Below are 14524 nucleotides of genomic sequence, written 5' to 3'. Positions count from 1 at the left end.
TGCAAGTGATGGGAAAGCAAGCTACAAGCCACAAGCTGCAACACGGATAAGCGTGGACAGGGAGGCGAAAGCCTTGCCCGCGCACAATTTCTGAAATAACTCGCGGGCAAGGCGCTTAAGTTAGGGAGCATCTCATCCCGCGTTGCAGCTTGAAGCTTGCAGCTGCTTTAAAGCTCGTAGCCGATGGCAATGCGGTAGTGGCGTTCCGGCAGCGGGTAGAGTGTGGTGCCGCCGCTAGCGGGGCTGTAGACACCGTAGTCAGCTACCAGATTGTCTTCCAGGTTATATACCCCGGCGCGCAGGTAGGCACCACGGTAATGGGCAGTCAGCTGGATATCACTGCTGCGGTAATGATCCAGCTTGCTGTACTGGTTGGCCAGATCACTGTCGTATCGGCGGTCACCCACATAGCGGTGGTGCAGTTGGGCTGACAACCAGGGCAGGGCCTGCCAGTCAGCGCTCAGGCTCATGGTGTGCTCGGGTACCAGGGGCACATCGTTACCGCTGAACGGGCCGCCGTCAAACCTTGCCTGCTGGGCACTGGCGTTGGCGGTGAAGGTCAGGTCCCTGTCCAGACGCCAGCGGGAATTGATGCTGATGCCCTTGTGCAAGGTGGGGTCGTCCAGATTGCGGTTGGTGAAACTGATCGGGTCGAACAGGATTTCGTTGTCGATGTCGGCCCGCCACAGGGTCAGGGTGGAGTGTTGCATTCCCTCAGACCAGCTGGCGCCAAGGGTATAGGTGTGGCCGGTCTGGGGATCAATGGGCGGATTGAAGGGGGTTAGCTCATCCAGGTTGGCAATGCGTACGCTGCGTTGCGCCCCGGCAAACAGGGAAAGGTTGCCGGTGAAGGTATAGCGAATCCCGCCTTCGTACATCTCGCCGTCCTGCGCCTTGTCGTCCCCTTCGCCGGTGAGGTTGCTTTCCAGCCGGCGTGCCCCTGCGCTTAGCGACAGCTTCGGGGTCAAACTGATCAGGTTATGCAGGTACCAGGCTCGTTGCTCCTGCTCCAGATCCCGATTACCGAAACTGGTGCGGCTATCATAGTCGTATTTGTTCAGGTCAAAGCCCAAGGTCCAGTTGTGTACCGCACTGCCGGTAGTCAGCTGGCTTTCCAGCTTGGGCGTCACACTGTAGCTGTGAATGACGGTATCACTGGCATAGCTACCGGAGACAAAGTCGAACTCCTGATGCTGGCGGCGCTTGCTGGCTTCCAGGGTCAGTGCCGTACGGTCGGACAGATTGATGCGCAGGCCGGGCATCAGCCAGTAGTTTTCCTGTTCGACCTCATCGTCCGGGGTGTCGGTCCCTTCGGGATCATTGCGGAACTGGTTTTCCGTGGCGGTGACGCCACGCCCGCCGGGCAGGCCCATGAACTGCTTTTCGGCGGTGGCAGTGAAATAGGCCTGCAGGCCTTCGCCTTGATAACGCAGGTCGGTGAACAGGCTGTTATTGCGGGTGCGGTTATTATCCCGGTAACCGTCGCTGGTGAGACTGTGGCCGGCGAGGGCGCCGCTCAGATTATTGTGACGACCGGTGGCATGCAGCTGCCCGCTGCGCAGGCCATAGCTGCCACCACTTGCTTCTATGCCGGCACTGTTCTGGTAGCGCTGGCGGGTAATGATATTGATGGTGCCGCCGGTGGCCCCGTTACCGTAGAGCGCGGCCCCGGCCCCGGGCAGGATCTCGATACGTTCAATGGCGGCCAGTGGAATGCCGGTGAGATCCGGTGTGCCCAGATCAATGCCGGAGAGGCGGCGACCATTGAGCAGTAGCAGGGTGTTCTGGTTACCGGTGGCCCCAAACCCCAGCAGGTCCACGCTGGCGCCACCGCCATTGATGCCGTACAGCTGACTGACCTGCAGTCCGGCCACACTGTCGAGGACTTCGGTGAGGTCACTGGCCGGCAGGCTGTCGATCATCTGCCTGTCGATGACCACGGTACCGGTAGGCAGTTCGCTGGCCAGCTCATGGCTCACCGCGCCACTGACCTTCACGGTCTGGATTTCATTGCTGGCCAACAGAGGGGCGCTGGCGATCAGGCTGATGGCCAAAACAAGGTTGCGCTGCATCGGGTTTCCAAGACATTGAACAATGCCCGCTACGATGGCGAAAAACGGGCGTTAAATCCAGTAGTTGGGTGTAACGGAGGGCAACAGCGGGGATGATTTCAGCTACGAGCTACGAGCTACGAGCTACGAGCTACGAGCTACGAGCTACGAGCTACGAGCTACGAGCTACAAGCTACAAGCTACAAGCTACAAGCTACAAGCTACAAGCTACAAGCTACAAGCTACAAGCTACAAGCTACAAGCTACAAGCTACAAGCTACAAGCTACAAGCTACAAGCTAACGCTTGGATTGGATGAAACCAAAAAGTTCCCGACCTCCCTCATTTCTACGAAGCCGCTGTAGGAGCTCCACTTGGGGTGCGAACCGAGCGACAGCGAGGAACCGGGATGCAGCTGGCACATATCTCCGCTAGAACCCGTAGGAGCGGTCGTTCGACCGCGATCCGAGCCCTGGCGAGGTAAGGATTCCAGAAACGGATTTCGAGCAATCATTCCCGAAATGTCACGAAAGAATGATCTCCCTTCGCTCGCCTCGCTGCGCTCGGTTCGTCCCTCAAGTGGGACTCCTACAGGGCTTGGTGTACTTCGCGGTGTCTGGAATTGCTGTAAGCCTGCCCGAGGTAATGATTCCATAAACGTCTTTAGAGAGGCAGGCGTTTCGGCGCTGAAGAAACTCGTTAGGCATTACGAAAGACCAGACCATGTTGTGATTTTCGCAACCCGCTCAACGAGGTTACCTTTTCAGCACATCCATCACGGCCTGGTTCTCCGGCACCTCCAGCCCTAGCCGATTCGCCTGTTTCACGATCCAGCCGTTGATGACCTCGATTTCTGTTTCCGCGCCCCGCTGGCGGTCAGCCCGCATGGACGAGGTATTGCCAGCGGTGGCGCGGGCCACGGCGAGCACGTTCTCGATGGACTGTGCCGGCCAGGTTGGGTCCAGTGCCTGCAAGACCCGGTCGGCTTCTGCACAAATTCGCTCGGCTCTCTTGCGCAGCTCTGGATCGTCCACGATCTCCCCGTTGGGGACATCGTAGATTGCGGTGAGAGGATTGATCACGGCATTGGCCACCAGCTTCTGCCACTGGGGTGTATGAATTTCATCAGCCCACTGCAGGTTGGGCCAGTGGGCTTGCAGCGTTGCCAGCCAGTCGGGGGGATTGGCTTGCCCACCCAGCCAGGTGAGATTCTCCGCGACAATCTGGTGGTGCGGGTGCTGGCCTTTCACGGCGCTGGTCGACACCGCTTCCAGCACCGTCAGGTTGTCCGGCAGCAGGCCATCCAGTGCGCCCAGCCCATTCTGCAGGCGCAGAACCTGGCTGCCGGTGTGCAGGTGCGAGGTGACGGGGGCCAGTGCGGCGGCGGAATAGGGGGTTTTGACCGCCACCAACAGGAAATCAATGGACGGGGGCAGCGCCTCAGGCGTCACCACCGGTAGCGACAAGTTGGCCGATGTGCCATCGGGTAGCTGCAGGTTTTTTTCCAGAGTGGCGGAGCGCTCTGCCTTGATGACGGTGACGGTGTGTCCTGCCCGGGTCAGATACCAGGCGGCCAGGGTGCCCATGTTGCCGGCACCGAGCAAATACCAGTGGGGTAGCGGTGTGATCATGCTCGCATGGTATGCCAGCATGGTGCGAAAGTCAGGAGAAGGTGAGAGTCAGGCCTAAATCGAAAGCGCGGCCGGTTGTCTTAAGCAGGCTCATTGCCGAGGTGTCGATTTTTTGTGGGAGCGTGCTTGCACGCGAAGCCTTTTCTTGGGAGCGCCATTCGCGTGCAAGCACGCTCCCACAAACACTTTGGTGTCCGGTTTTAGTGGACTACTGCAAACAACATAGGTCTGTTGCCGGGCCGTTGAGTCAACTCGCTCCTCAAAGAGCGCCCTTGTTGGCGCTGGGGATGTCGGGTTGCGCCTCTTTGTTTTCCTTGTCCGAGGTCGCCGCGGCCACGATCCGTTTCTCGGCCACCGACAGGGGCAGCGCTTCTGCGGCCTGACCGAACATGGCCTCTGGCGAGGCAGCCCCTTCCGAGGCTGTCAGCGCCATGCTCACGTGCAGACTGATAAAGCCGGCGGCGGTCTGGTAGGCGCGGTGATTGAGGGATTCATAAAGGCGGCGAAAGCCGGAGGGCTCACAGTGATTGAGGTGCGGTTGCCAGGTGACCAGGGCAAACAGGTCGGGCTGTATCCGGCAAACGCTGTCCAGTGGTCGTACTGACTGGCGCAGCCGGCGGCTGAAGGCCAACACGCCCTGCTGCATGACCTTGGCGCCGCGCTCTTTCTGCTGAACCTCGAATTGCTCCAGGTGTAGAAGTATCAGGCAGGCCGCGCCGCCGCGTTTCTCTGCCTGTCTAAGGGTATTTTGCAGGGCTCGCAGGTTGTCCTGGCGGTTACCGAAGCCGGTGAGTGGATCGATCAGGGCCTGTTTCTTGAGCTGGCGATTGAAGGACAGCATGCGCTGGTAATCGGTTTGCACCCGATTGTGGCGCTGGATAATACGATCGGCGGCCATGACCCGGTGCTGAAGCTGTTCGGTCATGGAGGATTTGGACACAAAGTCATCCACGCCCTGGTCGAAGGCCTGCTGAAGGGCGTCCACGCCTTCCCGCGCGGTGAGCAGCAGCACATAGGTGTAGCGGTTGCTGGCTTCATCGTTCTGCCGAATGCGACGGGTCAGCTCCAGACCGTCCATGCCCGGCATCAGCCAGTCAGCCACCACCAGATCCGCGGGCTGCTGGGCCAGCTGCCCCAACGCATCCTGCGCGCTGTTGGCGTGACGGATGTTGGTGTAGCCGGCGGCTGCCAGCGTACGGTTGACCACGGCCGCCGAGAAGCGGGCATCGTCTACGACCAGAATATCCATTTCGGCAAAGTTCATTGGCATTCTTGTTGTTTTTTGTAATCTGTGAACTATAGCCGGTTTTTGGTTGATTGAAAATTGGTCGATGCGCAGGGGGTGGCAGACGGGGGCATTGCTATTTCCCGGGGCGTGGTCCTGCCCGCTGTTAAGGCCATTGCGGGGGAGGGATGGCAGATAAGGTTAAGGGGCAGGTCTTAGGGAGCCTCTGAATAACTCCTTGCATGCTCAGTCTTTCAGGCTGGCTCGCCCCCTCGGCCAAGGTAAAGAGGGGCGCACTTTTGATGGCATGCTGGTTGCCTGTCGAAACTCATACCTTCAAGAACAGGCAACAACGAGTGCGAGTCAGCCTGAAAGACCCGGGAGCACCCGTTCGGGCATAAAGGCGCGGCCTGGAGCGCACATCTGCTGCGCCTTGCCTCTCGGAAAGGGAACCACCCTGACCATCGAGACAAGACACAACAGCTGCATGCTCCAGGCCACGCTGAGTACGAAAGGAGTTATTCAGAGGCTCCTTAGTCCCGAAAGGCGCCGTTGCGCTGGATCAGATAGATCAGGGCGAGCACCGGAACCCCCATCAGGCTGGCCAGCAGGAAGAAGCCCGGATAGCCCATGTTGTCGACCATGCTGCCGGAATAGCCCCCAATGGTCTTGGGTAGCAGCGTCATCAGTGAGCTGAAGATGGCGTACTGCACCGCCGTGAAGGAGACATTGGTCAGCTGGGACAGAAACGCCACGAACGCAGCACTGGCAAGGCCGGCGGTGAGATTGTCTGCTGAGATAACCACGTACAGAATCCGGATGTCATGACCGGCATGGGCCAGCCACAGGAACAGCAGATTGGTGGCCACGGTGAGGGCAGCGCCAAGGTACAGCACCTTGATGACGCCATGACGGACAGCCAGTATCCCGCCCAGGAAACCGCCGGCGATGGTCATGAACAGCCCGAAGGTTTTGACCACCTTGGCGATTTCCACTTTGGTGAAACCGATGTCTTCAAAGAAGACATTGGAGATCACGCCCAGCACGATATCGGAAATCCGGTAGAAGCCCACAAACAGCAAAATCACCAGCGCCAGCCGGGCACCATAGCGGTGGAAGAAGTCACGCACAGGCTCGATGTAGCTCTCTTCCACCAGCTGCTTCTCATAAAGCGGTGTCAGCGACAGCAGTTTCACCACCCCGAAGACCACGGCAAAAGCCAGCAGGAGGCGAGCACTTTCTACCACCAAACCGGCAAGCGCGCCGTTGTGGGTCATGTCGACCAGTTGTGCCCGCAAGGCGTCAGCCTGGGCCCCGGTAATCACATACAGGGTCACAAAGGTGGCGATGCCGAGGACAAAGATGCTGAGAAAGCGCAGGTATTGCTGGCTGCTGTATTCGAATGACGACGGTCGTGGATTGTCCGGCTCGCGGATAATCAGGGTGGTAATGGCACCTACCAGCATGGTCAGGGCCATCAGTGCATAGGTGCTTTGCCAGGCACTGTAGCTATACGCTTCACTGGTGGAGCCCAGCTGGCTGGCCAGTACCAGTGACCCGGCGCCGGAGGTGAGCATACCGACCCGGTAGCCGGCGATATAGGACGAGGACATCAGCGCCTGCAGTTCAACACCAGCCGATTCGATGCGGTAGGCGTCTATCACAATGTCCTGAGTGGCCGCGGTAAAACCAAGGGCGACCACGGTAAAGGCCATCAGGTTCAGGGCGCCGGGTTGTGAAGGGTCAACCTGGGAAATGGTGAAGATAGACAGCGCCACGGCCAGCTGGGACACCAGCAGCCAGGCACGGCGGCGTCCAAGCAACCGGGTTAGGACGGGGATCGGTAGTCGGTCGATCAGTGGGGCCCACAGGAACTTGAAGGAGTAGGCTAGCGCCGCCCAGCTGAAATAGGTCACGGTGGAGCGATCCACGCCGGCTTCCCTGAGCCACAGGGACAGGGAAGAAAAAATCAGCAGTAGCGGGATCCCGGCAGAGAAACCATAGAAGAACATGGTCACAACCCGGGGGTGCAGGAAGGCTTTGAGGGACTGCTGCCAGCTGGTGTCTTGTGGAGGCATGGATTCTCTTAATGGGGTCTGCCGGTGGGCGAAGGGATCATCATAGACACTTTGTCACCGGGGAGCGATGTGGGTTCAGTCGTCCCACTTCACAAAAAAATGTCCGGGCACCCGTGTGCCGGTCACGGCCACGTTTTCGTCCAGCAGACGCTGTATCTGAATATCACCGGCTGGTGTGTCAGCGAGGGCAATGTGTCCGTCGCTACGCAGCACCCGGTGCCAGGGCAGGCGGGAGTCATTGGGCAGCCGGCTCATCAGTCGCCCCACAAAGCGGGCATGGCGTGGAAAGCCGGCCTGTCTGGCCACGGCGCCATAGCTGCTAACCTTGCCAGCCGGGATGGCGGCCACGATCTGGTAGACGGCGTCTCGGAATTCATCGTTCATCAGGTAAGCTTCAAGCCACAACCGACAAGCTGCAAGGGGAAATGCTTGATGCCAGCGGCTGGATGCCTGACGCAAGGCGGCGGAGATCGGCTTTCGCCGATTTCCGCCCTACGGTGTTTTCTGTTGCTGGAGGGTAACGGCACACAAAAAAGGGCAGGCCCGAAGGCTTGCCCTTTTTAGTGTCCAGCACATCATGCTGGCTCACAGCTCACAGCTCACAGCTCACAGCTCACAGCTCACAGCTAGTAGCTGCTTATCGCAGACCGCCATCCATATCGATGCAACGACCGGTGAAATAGTCGGTCTCGAAGATGAAGGCCACGGAACGCGCGATATGCTCGGCTTCACCCAGGCGACGCAGCGGCACCGCCTGCACCAGACGCTCGCGGGCTTCCGGCTTCATGGCGGCCAGCATGTCGGTGTTGATGGTGCCCGGGGCAACGGCGCCGGTACGGATGTTGTAACGGGCCAGCTCTTTCGCCCATACCTCGGCCATGGCGGCAACGGCGGACTTGGCGGCAGAGTAGTTGCTCTGACCGAAGCTGCCGTGACGGGCCAGGGAAGAGATGTTCACGATGACGCCTTCCTCGGTGCCCAGTTCCAGCATCTTGGCAGCGGCTTCGCGGCCACACAGGAACACACCGGTCAGGTTCACGTCGATGACCGCCTGCCACTGCTGCAGGCTCATCTTGCTCACCACTTCACCGTCCTTGTACTTCACCAGCAGACCGTCGCGGGTGATACCGGCGTTGTTGACCAGACCGTGCAGGGCGCCGAAGTCGTTACCCACGTTGTTGAACAGGGCTTCAACATCTTCTTCCTTTGCCACGTTGGCAATGTAGGCGCGGGCGTCGCCACCAGCTTCCTTACAGGCGGCCACGGTGCCGTCCAGGTCTTCCTGGTTCAGGTCCACACAGGCAATGCGTGCGCCCTTGCCGGCGAAGTAGGTGGCAATACCGCGGCCCAGGCCACGACCGGCACCGGTCACTACGATCACTTTCTGGTTCAGATCCATGGTGATTCCTTACACTGTCGGTTCACGATGAAGGCGATTATGGTGGTCGCTCCCGGTCAGACCAATGACCGGATTGCTCAGGGCCCCGGGAAAGCGGGGAAAATCGTCAGGATTGGGCCTTGGGAAAGGGGCAAGCAGGGGAGAGAGTGTCGGAGTGAGATAGGGCGGCGGACGTCTGACGTCCGACCCATTACTCTACCTTGTAATCAGGAATGTCCCTGATACAGCAATGAATCCTGAAACGGAGCCCTCATGGAACCGACCACCCAGGCCCAGGCCTTTGTCTACCAGCATAGTCATGCTGCTCTCGCGACCATAGATGGGGATGGACAGCCCTTGTCCTCGGCGGTGAATGTGGTGTCTGACGGGGCCGGCAGGCTGCTTCTGCTGCTGAGCGACCTGGCCGAACACACCATCAATATCCGCCAGAACCCGGTGGTATCGCTGATGTGGATCGAGGAAGGGCACAGTGACTGGCAGGCCGCACAGCGGTTGTCGGTGACCGGTTCACTTGAGCCGGTACCGGTGGAGGAGGGAGAGCGTTACCTGAAGATCTTTCCGCACATGCGCGACTATCTGCAGCTGGATTTTCACTTCTTTGCCCTGCGCCCGGAAAAAGCCCGCTGGATCCCCGGGTTCGGCAAGGCTGTGTGGTTGGATGGCCAGGCTTTGCTACCGGCCCATGGCTGGGATCTGGCCCGGGAGCAGGGCATGGTTGGGCACATGAACGCCGACCACAGCGATGCCTGTGACCATTACCTGAGCCTGCTGGACTGTCCCGGCGAGGGCGCCGAGATGCTGGCGGTGGATCCCTGGGGTAGCTGGTTGCTGCATGAAGGCAAGCTGCGCCGGCTCCCTTTTGCTAACCGTGCCGAAGATGCTGTGCAGGTGCGCGAGGCGCTGGTCGCCCTGGCTCGCACGCCTGTGTGAGTCAGTCCGGGAGGAGGGTGAATTGTGGGAGCTTGCTTGCAAGCGAAGTCTTGGCCCGGTTTTCGCGTGCAAGCACGCTCCCACAGAAATAGCTTACATAGAGGAACGGGGTACGAGTTTCGAGCTGCGTAGGGCAAAATCCGGGTCTCGCTTTTCGAAACTCGTCACTCGTGCCTCGCTCCTCTCTCGTGGTGCCCTGGCTTCCCCGAAACACCTGCCAGGCGCTTTTTTACCCCCCCGCCCCCTTGAAACCCTGACGTCCAGCCCCATTCCTGACCCCGCAGACAGTCACAGGGGAGCTGTATCTCGCCTATTGACTGCGCTGTCATCATTACTATGATTAGCACTCGACTCGTTAGAGTGCTAATTCGGACTGCCAAGCCTGCCCTACGGCGGGCTTGGATGTCATCAGAACTGAAACTGGGAGTTTAAGGAAAATGAACATCCGTCCTTTGCATGATCGCGTGCTGGTTCGCCGTGAAGAAGAAGAGACCAAGTCCGCTGGCGGTATTGTGCTGCCCGGTTCTGCCACCGAGAAACCGTCCCGTGGTGAAGTGATCGCCGCCGGTAACGGCAAGATCACTGACAACGGTGATGTACGTCCGCTGGATGTGAAGAAGGGCGACAAGGTGATCTTCGGTCAGTACGCCGGCAACACCGTGAAGGTGGAAGGTGAAGAACTGCTGATCATGAGCGAATCCGAGATCCTGGCCGTTATCGAAGGCTAAACGTTGAAGGTGGCGTGCTGAGGGCCAGGCGCCCAAGGCAGCCACAGGATCAAGAACACCACGGTGCCCCGCCAACGGGGCTGGAAAAGATTTCGCAGAGGTAAAGAACCATGGCTAAAGAAGTACTCTTTCGTGATGACGCTCGTGCCCGTATGGCCAAAGGCGTCAACATTCTGGCTGACGCAGTAAAGGTAACCCTGGGCCCGAAAGGCCGTAATGTTGTGCTGGAAAAATCCTTCGGCGCGCCGGCCATCACCAAAGATGGTGTGTCCGTGGCCAAGGAAATCGAACTGGAAGACAAGTTCGAGAACATGGGCGCCCAGATGGTGAAGGAAGTCGCGTCCAAGGCGAACGACGAAGCCGGTGACGGCACCACCACCGCCACCGTGCTGGCCCAGGCCATCGTCAACGAAGGTCTCAAGTCCGTTGCCGCTGGCATGAACCCCATGGACCTGAAACGCGGCATCGACAAGGCGGTAGAAGCTGTTGTTGAAGAGCTGAAGAAACTGTCCACTCCCTGTGACAGCACCAAGAGCATCGAGCAGGTGGGCACCATCTCCGCCAACTCCGACAAGTCTGTGGGTGAAATCATCGCCCAGGCCATGGAGAAAGTGGGTCAGGAAGGTGTTATCACCGTTGAGGAAGGCCAGTCCCTGCAAAACGAGCTGGAAGTGGTTGAAGGGATGCAGTTCGACCGCGGTTACCTGAGCCCCTACTTCATCAACAATCAGGAAAAGATGCAGGTTGAGCTGGAAACTCCCTACATCCTGCTGGTTGACAAGAAGATCTCCAACATCCGTGAGCTGCTGCCGGTTCTCGAAAACGTGGCCAAGCAGGGCAAGCCGCTGCTGATCATCGCCGAAGATATCGAGGGCGAAGCGCTGGCTACCCTGGTGGTGAACAACATGCGTGGCATCATCAAGTGTGCCGCCGTGAAGGCGCCGGGCTTCGGTGACCGTCGCAAGGCCATGCTGCAGGATATCGCCATCCTCACCGGTGGCACCGTGATCAGCGAAGAAGTGGGCCTGAGCCTGGAAAATGTGTCCCTGGAAGACCTGGGCACCGCCAAGAAAGTGAACATCGACAAGGAAAACACCACCATTGTTGATGGCGCTGGCCAGCAGGCTGACATCGATGCGCGTGTGGAACAGATCCGTCGCGAAATCGAAAACTCTTCTTCTGACTACGATAAAGAGAAGCTGCAAGAGCGCGTGGCCAAGCTGGCCGGCGGTGTTGCCGTGATCAAGATCGGTGCTGCCACCGAAGTGGAAATGAAAGAGAAGAAGGCCCGCGTTGACGATGCCCTGCACGCGACCCGTGCGGCGGTAGAAGAAGGTGTGGTACCGGGTGGTGGTGTGGCGCTGGTACGCGCCCTGGCCAACATGGGTGACATTGAGGGTGACAACGAAGAGCAGAACGCCGGTATCGCCATCGCGATCCGCGCCCTGCAGGCGCCGCTGCGTCAGATCGCCTTCAACGCCGGTGCCGAAGCCTCTGTGATCGTTCAGGAAGTACGTAACGGTTCCGGCAACTACGGCTACAACGCGGCTAGCGGTGAGTACGGTGACATGCTGGAAATGGGTATCCTGGATCCCGCCAAGGTAACCCGCTCCGCGCTGCAGGCTGCCGCTTCCGTGGCTGGCCTGATGATCACCACCGAAGCCATGGTGGCTGACAAGCCGGAAGAAAACGCCCCGGCTGCCCCGGACATGGGCGGCATGGGTGGCATGGGCGGTATGGGCGGCATGATGTAAATCAGCCGGTCATCCGACCATCCCAAAAGCCCCGCCTCGTGCGGGGCTTTTTGTTAGTTGAAAGTTTAAAGTTGAAAGTTCAAAAGCGCGGGCGAGCCAAGTGCCAACCCGCGCAGGATGGAGCCGCGCCTCAACCATCGAAAAAGAACTGTTTGGCTTTTCTACGGCTAATTCCCGGGGGCCAGCTTCGCGGTGACACCTTTTCAATCTATCGATAGCCCATCCCGCGCTTTTGAACTTTCAACTTTAAACTTTGAACTGTCCCGGTTGCCTGTCCGGGCACACCCTCCCCATAATGACCGACTCATTCGTATCGGATTCCCCATGCAACCCAGAGATAAAAAACTCCGTCCCCAATTCATTGCCTTTGCTGTGGTGCTGGCGGTGTTGGGGTTTACCCATCAGTGGGTGAACCCGTGGCTGGCGTTTGATCGGGTGGCTATCGAAGGGGGGCAGGTGTGGCGGATTTTTACCTGTCATCTGGTACACCTGAATCATTGGCATTTGCTGCTCAATCTGTCCGGGCTGTTGCTGTGCGGTTATTTCTTTGAAGATCTTCTGGACCGTTACAGGTTCTGGAGCTGGCTGTTGTTCTGTGCCCTGACGTCGGGGCTGGCGCTTTATCTTATTGATGGTCAGCTGACGCACTATGTGGGGCTGTCCGGCATTCTTCATGGCTTGCTGATCCTGTGCCTGCTGCTTGGCTGGCGGGGGAATCCGGTGCTGCATTCTGTAGTGCTGGCGGTGATTGTGGGGCGCCTGGTCAGTGAGCACATGCCTGGATATGACGTGGATTATCTGCAGAGTTGGATTAACGGAAGGGTTTATGTGAATGCCCATCTTTACGGTGCCATCAGTGGGGTGGTGCTGTGGGGCTTGATCAAGGGGGGAGAACGGTTTGTCGGTGGACGAGAACAAGCAGAATAAAAAGGGTGGAATTGGTGGCTACCTGTTCGGGGGTATTTTCCTGCTCGTCGGCCTCGCCGTGATGTTTTTCGTGGCGGTGGTGCCGATTGGCAAATATATGGAATCCGGGAGTTGGGCTCGTGTCCCGGCGACTGTACTGAGCAGCAAGCTCAATTCCCATCGTTCGGATGGTTCCACCACGTACAGTGTCAGCGGCAGTTACCGCTATCGTTTTCGTGGGGTGGATTACACCAGCAGCCAGATCAGTCAGTACAGCGGCTCCGACAATTTCGGTGATTACTGGCAGCAGCTGTATGGGCTGATTGATACTGCCCGCAGGAACAACCGCACCGTGAGCGCCTGGGTCAACCCGGATGCGCCCCACGAAGCCTATCTGGACCGAACCTTTCGCTGGGGTTCGGTGATTTTCGGTTTTGCCTTTGGTGGTGTCTTTGCGCTGGTGGGCGGTGGCGTCATGTTCCTGATGCGCCGTGGCAGCAAGGAGGCTGAGTTAGTGTCAGAAACCGGTTTTTATTCCAGTCAGGAAAAGTCGGGTCACTGGTTCCTGGTGGGGTTTGGCGCCATTTTCATTCTGCTGCCTTCGCCAGCCTATCTGGAGGTCTGGAAGGAGGTTAGCCGCGGCGATTACATGATCCTCATGGTGTTGTTGTTTCCGCTGGTGGGGGCCGGCATCGCCTTTGCTGGCTGGAAGATGCGCCAGAACTACCGGTTCTTCGGGCCCACCCCGCTGGCAATGGACCCGGAACCCGGGCAGGCCGGTGGGCAGGTGGGCGGAGAGATCCATCTGGGCAGAGCGGTGCCTGAGGACGCTTCATTAACCGTCTGGCTTAGTTGCATCCGTTGTTATTACAGCGGCTCCGGAAAAGACCGCAAGACCCGCGAGTCGGTGCTTTGGCAGACCAGTCAGCGAGCCTACTGTTCACCCCGGCAGAATGGCACCGATATCCAGTTCTGTTTTGATGCCCCCGCAGATCAGCCCGGTACCCGCGAGCGTGAGCCGGGTATTTCTGGCCGGCAGGACTGGATCCGCTGGCGTGTGGCTGTAGAAGGGCAACTGGCCGGGCGGGATTTGAAGCGTACCTGGGAGATCCCGGTGGTGGCCGGCAGCGGTACCAGCCGTTTCCAGCTGCCGGAATCCCATGTCATGGCGGACCGCCGAGAGCGGGAGCTGGAGGCGGTTGAGTCGGCCAGCGAGCAGATCCATGTGGAGCAGACCGGGCAAGGCCTGTATCTGGAAAGCCGGGCGGGAAGAAATCTGGGCATGAAGCTGGGGATGTTGCTGTTTGGCGGTATCTTTGCCGGGGTGGGTACCGGACTGTTCATCGCCGCCGCCTCGGAAGGCTTCATGCTGTATTTCATGGGCAGTATCTTTGGTCTGATCGGCTATGCCATTGTCTTCAGCACGGTGTATACCCTTGCCCGGGGCCTGCAGGTGTGGATTCGTGGCAGTGAGGTGAAGGTGGTGCGCCGCTGGCTGGGGATTGCCATCTACCGACGAGAAGGGCGCCTGCTGCGGGCCGAGCAGCTGGTGCTCAAATCTGGCATGAGCAGCACCAGCAATGGCCGCAAGACCGAATATATGACCTTGCAGGCGGACGTGGATGGCAAGACCCTGCGCCTGGCGGAGGGCATCAAGGGCCGGGAAGTGGGCGAAGCCCTGCGTGAAGCCGTGCTGCGAGCCCTGAGACTGGTGTAGACTAATCGCCATAACGGATGCCCGTCAGGGGCAAGCTACAAGCTACAAGCTACAACGCGGGAGAGGCTGCTGCGAATTGACAGGTTCGTCGTTCGCGCCCTTGGTT

11 protein-coding genes are annotated in these 14524 nt (G+C 59.1%); 5 read left to right on the top strand and 6 right to left on the bottom strand.

Annotated features, from left to right (window positions below; all coding sequences use genetic code 11):
- Nucleotides 1-167: 167 nt before the first annotated feature.
- From HF945_RS11380 to HF945_RS11355, 6 genes are all read right to left on the bottom strand, one after another.
- Nucleotides 168-2072 carry a TonB-dependent receptor gene (locus HF945_RS11380; RefSeq protein WP_290522722.1) on the bottom strand — a complete coding sequence of 635 codons (1905 nt, stop codon included), beginning with the start codon at nucleotides 2070-2072 and terminating at the stop codon, nucleotides 168-170.
- A gap of 733 nt (nucleotides 2073-2805) precedes the next feature.
- Complete coding sequence (locus tag HF945_RS11375; RefSeq protein ID WP_290522721.1) at nucleotides 2806-3702, bottom strand: 2-dehydropantoate 2-reductase; 897 nt, start codon at nucleotides 3700-3702, stop codon at nucleotides 2806-2808.
- 238 nt (nucleotides 3703-3940) lie between these two features.
- Entirely contained in the window at nucleotides 3941-4945 is a 1005-nt protein-coding gene (locus HF945_RS11370) for a response regulator (RefSeq protein ID WP_290522720.1), read from the bottom strand.
- Nucleotides 4946-5439: 494 nt separating this feature from the next.
- Complete coding sequence (locus HF945_RS11365) at nucleotides 5440-6984, bottom strand: MFS transporter (protein ID WP_290522719.1); 1545 nt, start codon at nucleotides 6982-6984, stop codon at nucleotides 5440-5442.
- Nucleotides 6985-7059: 75 nt separating this feature from the next.
- Complete coding sequence (locus HF945_RS11360) at nucleotides 7060-7368, bottom strand: MGMT family protein (RefSeq protein WP_290522718.1); 309 nt, start codon at nucleotides 7366-7368, stop codon at nucleotides 7060-7062.
- 253 nt (nucleotides 7369-7621) lie between these two features.
- Nucleotides 7622-8383: an SDR family oxidoreductase gene (locus HF945_RS11355; protein WP_290522717.1), complete on the bottom strand. Its 762-nt coding sequence runs from the start codon at nucleotides 8381-8383 to the stop codon at nucleotides 7622-7624.
- A 252-nt stretch (nucleotides 8384-8635) separates the two neighbouring features.
- Between HF945_RS11355 and HF945_RS11350 the strand changes: the two genes are divergently transcribed.
- From HF945_RS11350 to HF945_RS11330, 5 genes are all read left to right on the top strand, one after another.
- Nucleotides 8636-9313 carry a pyridoxamine 5'-phosphate oxidase family protein gene (locus tag HF945_RS11350; RefSeq protein ID WP_290522716.1) on the top strand — a complete coding sequence of 226 codons (678 nt, stop codon included), beginning with the start codon at nucleotides 8636-8638 and terminating at the stop codon, nucleotides 9311-9313.
- A gap of 437 nt (nucleotides 9314-9750) precedes the next feature.
- Nucleotides 9751-10041 carry a co-chaperone GroES gene (gene groES, locus HF945_RS11345; protein ID WP_035231498.1) on the top strand — a complete coding sequence of 97 codons (291 nt, stop codon included), beginning with the start codon at nucleotides 9751-9753 and terminating at the stop codon, nucleotides 10039-10041.
- A 110-nt stretch (nucleotides 10042-10151) separates the two neighbouring features.
- Nucleotides 10152-11795: a chaperonin GroEL gene (gene groL, locus HF945_RS11340; protein ID WP_290522715.1), complete on the top strand. Its 1644-nt coding sequence runs from the start codon at nucleotides 10152-10154 to the stop codon at nucleotides 11793-11795.
- A 324-nt stretch (nucleotides 11796-12119) separates the two neighbouring features.
- Entirely contained in the window at nucleotides 12120-12722 is a 603-nt protein-coding gene (rrtA, locus tag HF945_RS11335) for a rhombosortase (RefSeq protein ID WP_290522714.1), read from the top strand.
- Entirely contained in the window at nucleotides 12700-14418 is a 1719-nt protein-coding gene (locus tag HF945_RS11330; protein ID WP_290525409.1) for a DUF3592 domain-containing protein, read from the top strand. The genes rrtA and HF945_RS11330 overlap by 23 nt, the downstream gene beginning before the upstream one ends.
- Nucleotides 14419-14524: the final 106 nt, after the last annotated feature.

It is taken from the genome of Alcanivorax sp., assembly GCF_017794965.1.
GTDB lineage: Bacteria > Pseudomonadota > Gammaproteobacteria > Pseudomonadales > Alcanivoracaceae > Alcanivorax.
Note: the sequence above shows the minus strand (reverse complement) of the source record. Positions and strands in the feature narration are given on the sequence as shown.

What these genes read in the sequence shown, in the direction of transcription:
- HF945_RS11375 (WP_290522721.1), bottom strand. Translation starts at nt 3,702, where the DNA reads ATGCTGGCATACCATGCGAGCATGATCACACCGCTACCCCACTGGTAT.
- groL (WP_290522715.1), top strand. Translation starts at nt 10,152, where the DNA reads ATGGCTAAAGAAGTACTCTTTCGTGATGACGCTCGTGCCCGTATGGCC.
- HF945_RS11360 (WP_290522718.1), bottom strand. Translation starts at nt 7,368, where the DNA reads ATGAACGATGAATTCCGAGACGCCGTCTACCAGATCGTGGCCGCCATC.
- HF945_RS11355 (WP_290522717.1), bottom strand. Translation starts at nt 8,383, where the DNA reads ATGGATCTGAACCAGAAAGTGATCGTAGTGACCGGTGCCGGTCGTGGC.
- HF945_RS11380 (WP_290522722.1), bottom strand. Translation starts at nt 2,072, where the DNA reads ATGCAGCGCAACCTTGTTTTGGCCATCAGCCTGATCGCCAGCGCCCCT.
- rrtA (WP_290522714.1), top strand. Translation starts at nt 12,120, where the DNA reads ATGCAACCCAGAGATAAAAAACTCCGTCCCCAATTCATTGCCTTTGCT.
- HF945_RS11365 (WP_290522719.1), bottom strand. Translation starts at nt 6,984, where the DNA reads ATGCCTCCACAAGACACCAGCTGGCAGCAGTCCCTCAAAGCCTTCCTG.
- HF945_RS11350 (WP_290522716.1), top strand. Translation starts at nt 8,636, where the DNA reads ATGGAACCGACCACCCAGGCCCAGGCCTTTGTCTACCAGCATAGTCAT.
- groES (WP_035231498.1), top strand. Translation starts at nt 9,751, where the DNA reads ATGAACATCCGTCCTTTGCATGATCGCGTGCTGGTTCGCCGTGAAGAA.
- HF945_RS11370 (WP_290522720.1), bottom strand. Translation starts at nt 4,945, where the DNA reads ATGAACTTTGCCGAAATGGATATTCTGGTCGTAGACGATGCCCGCTTC.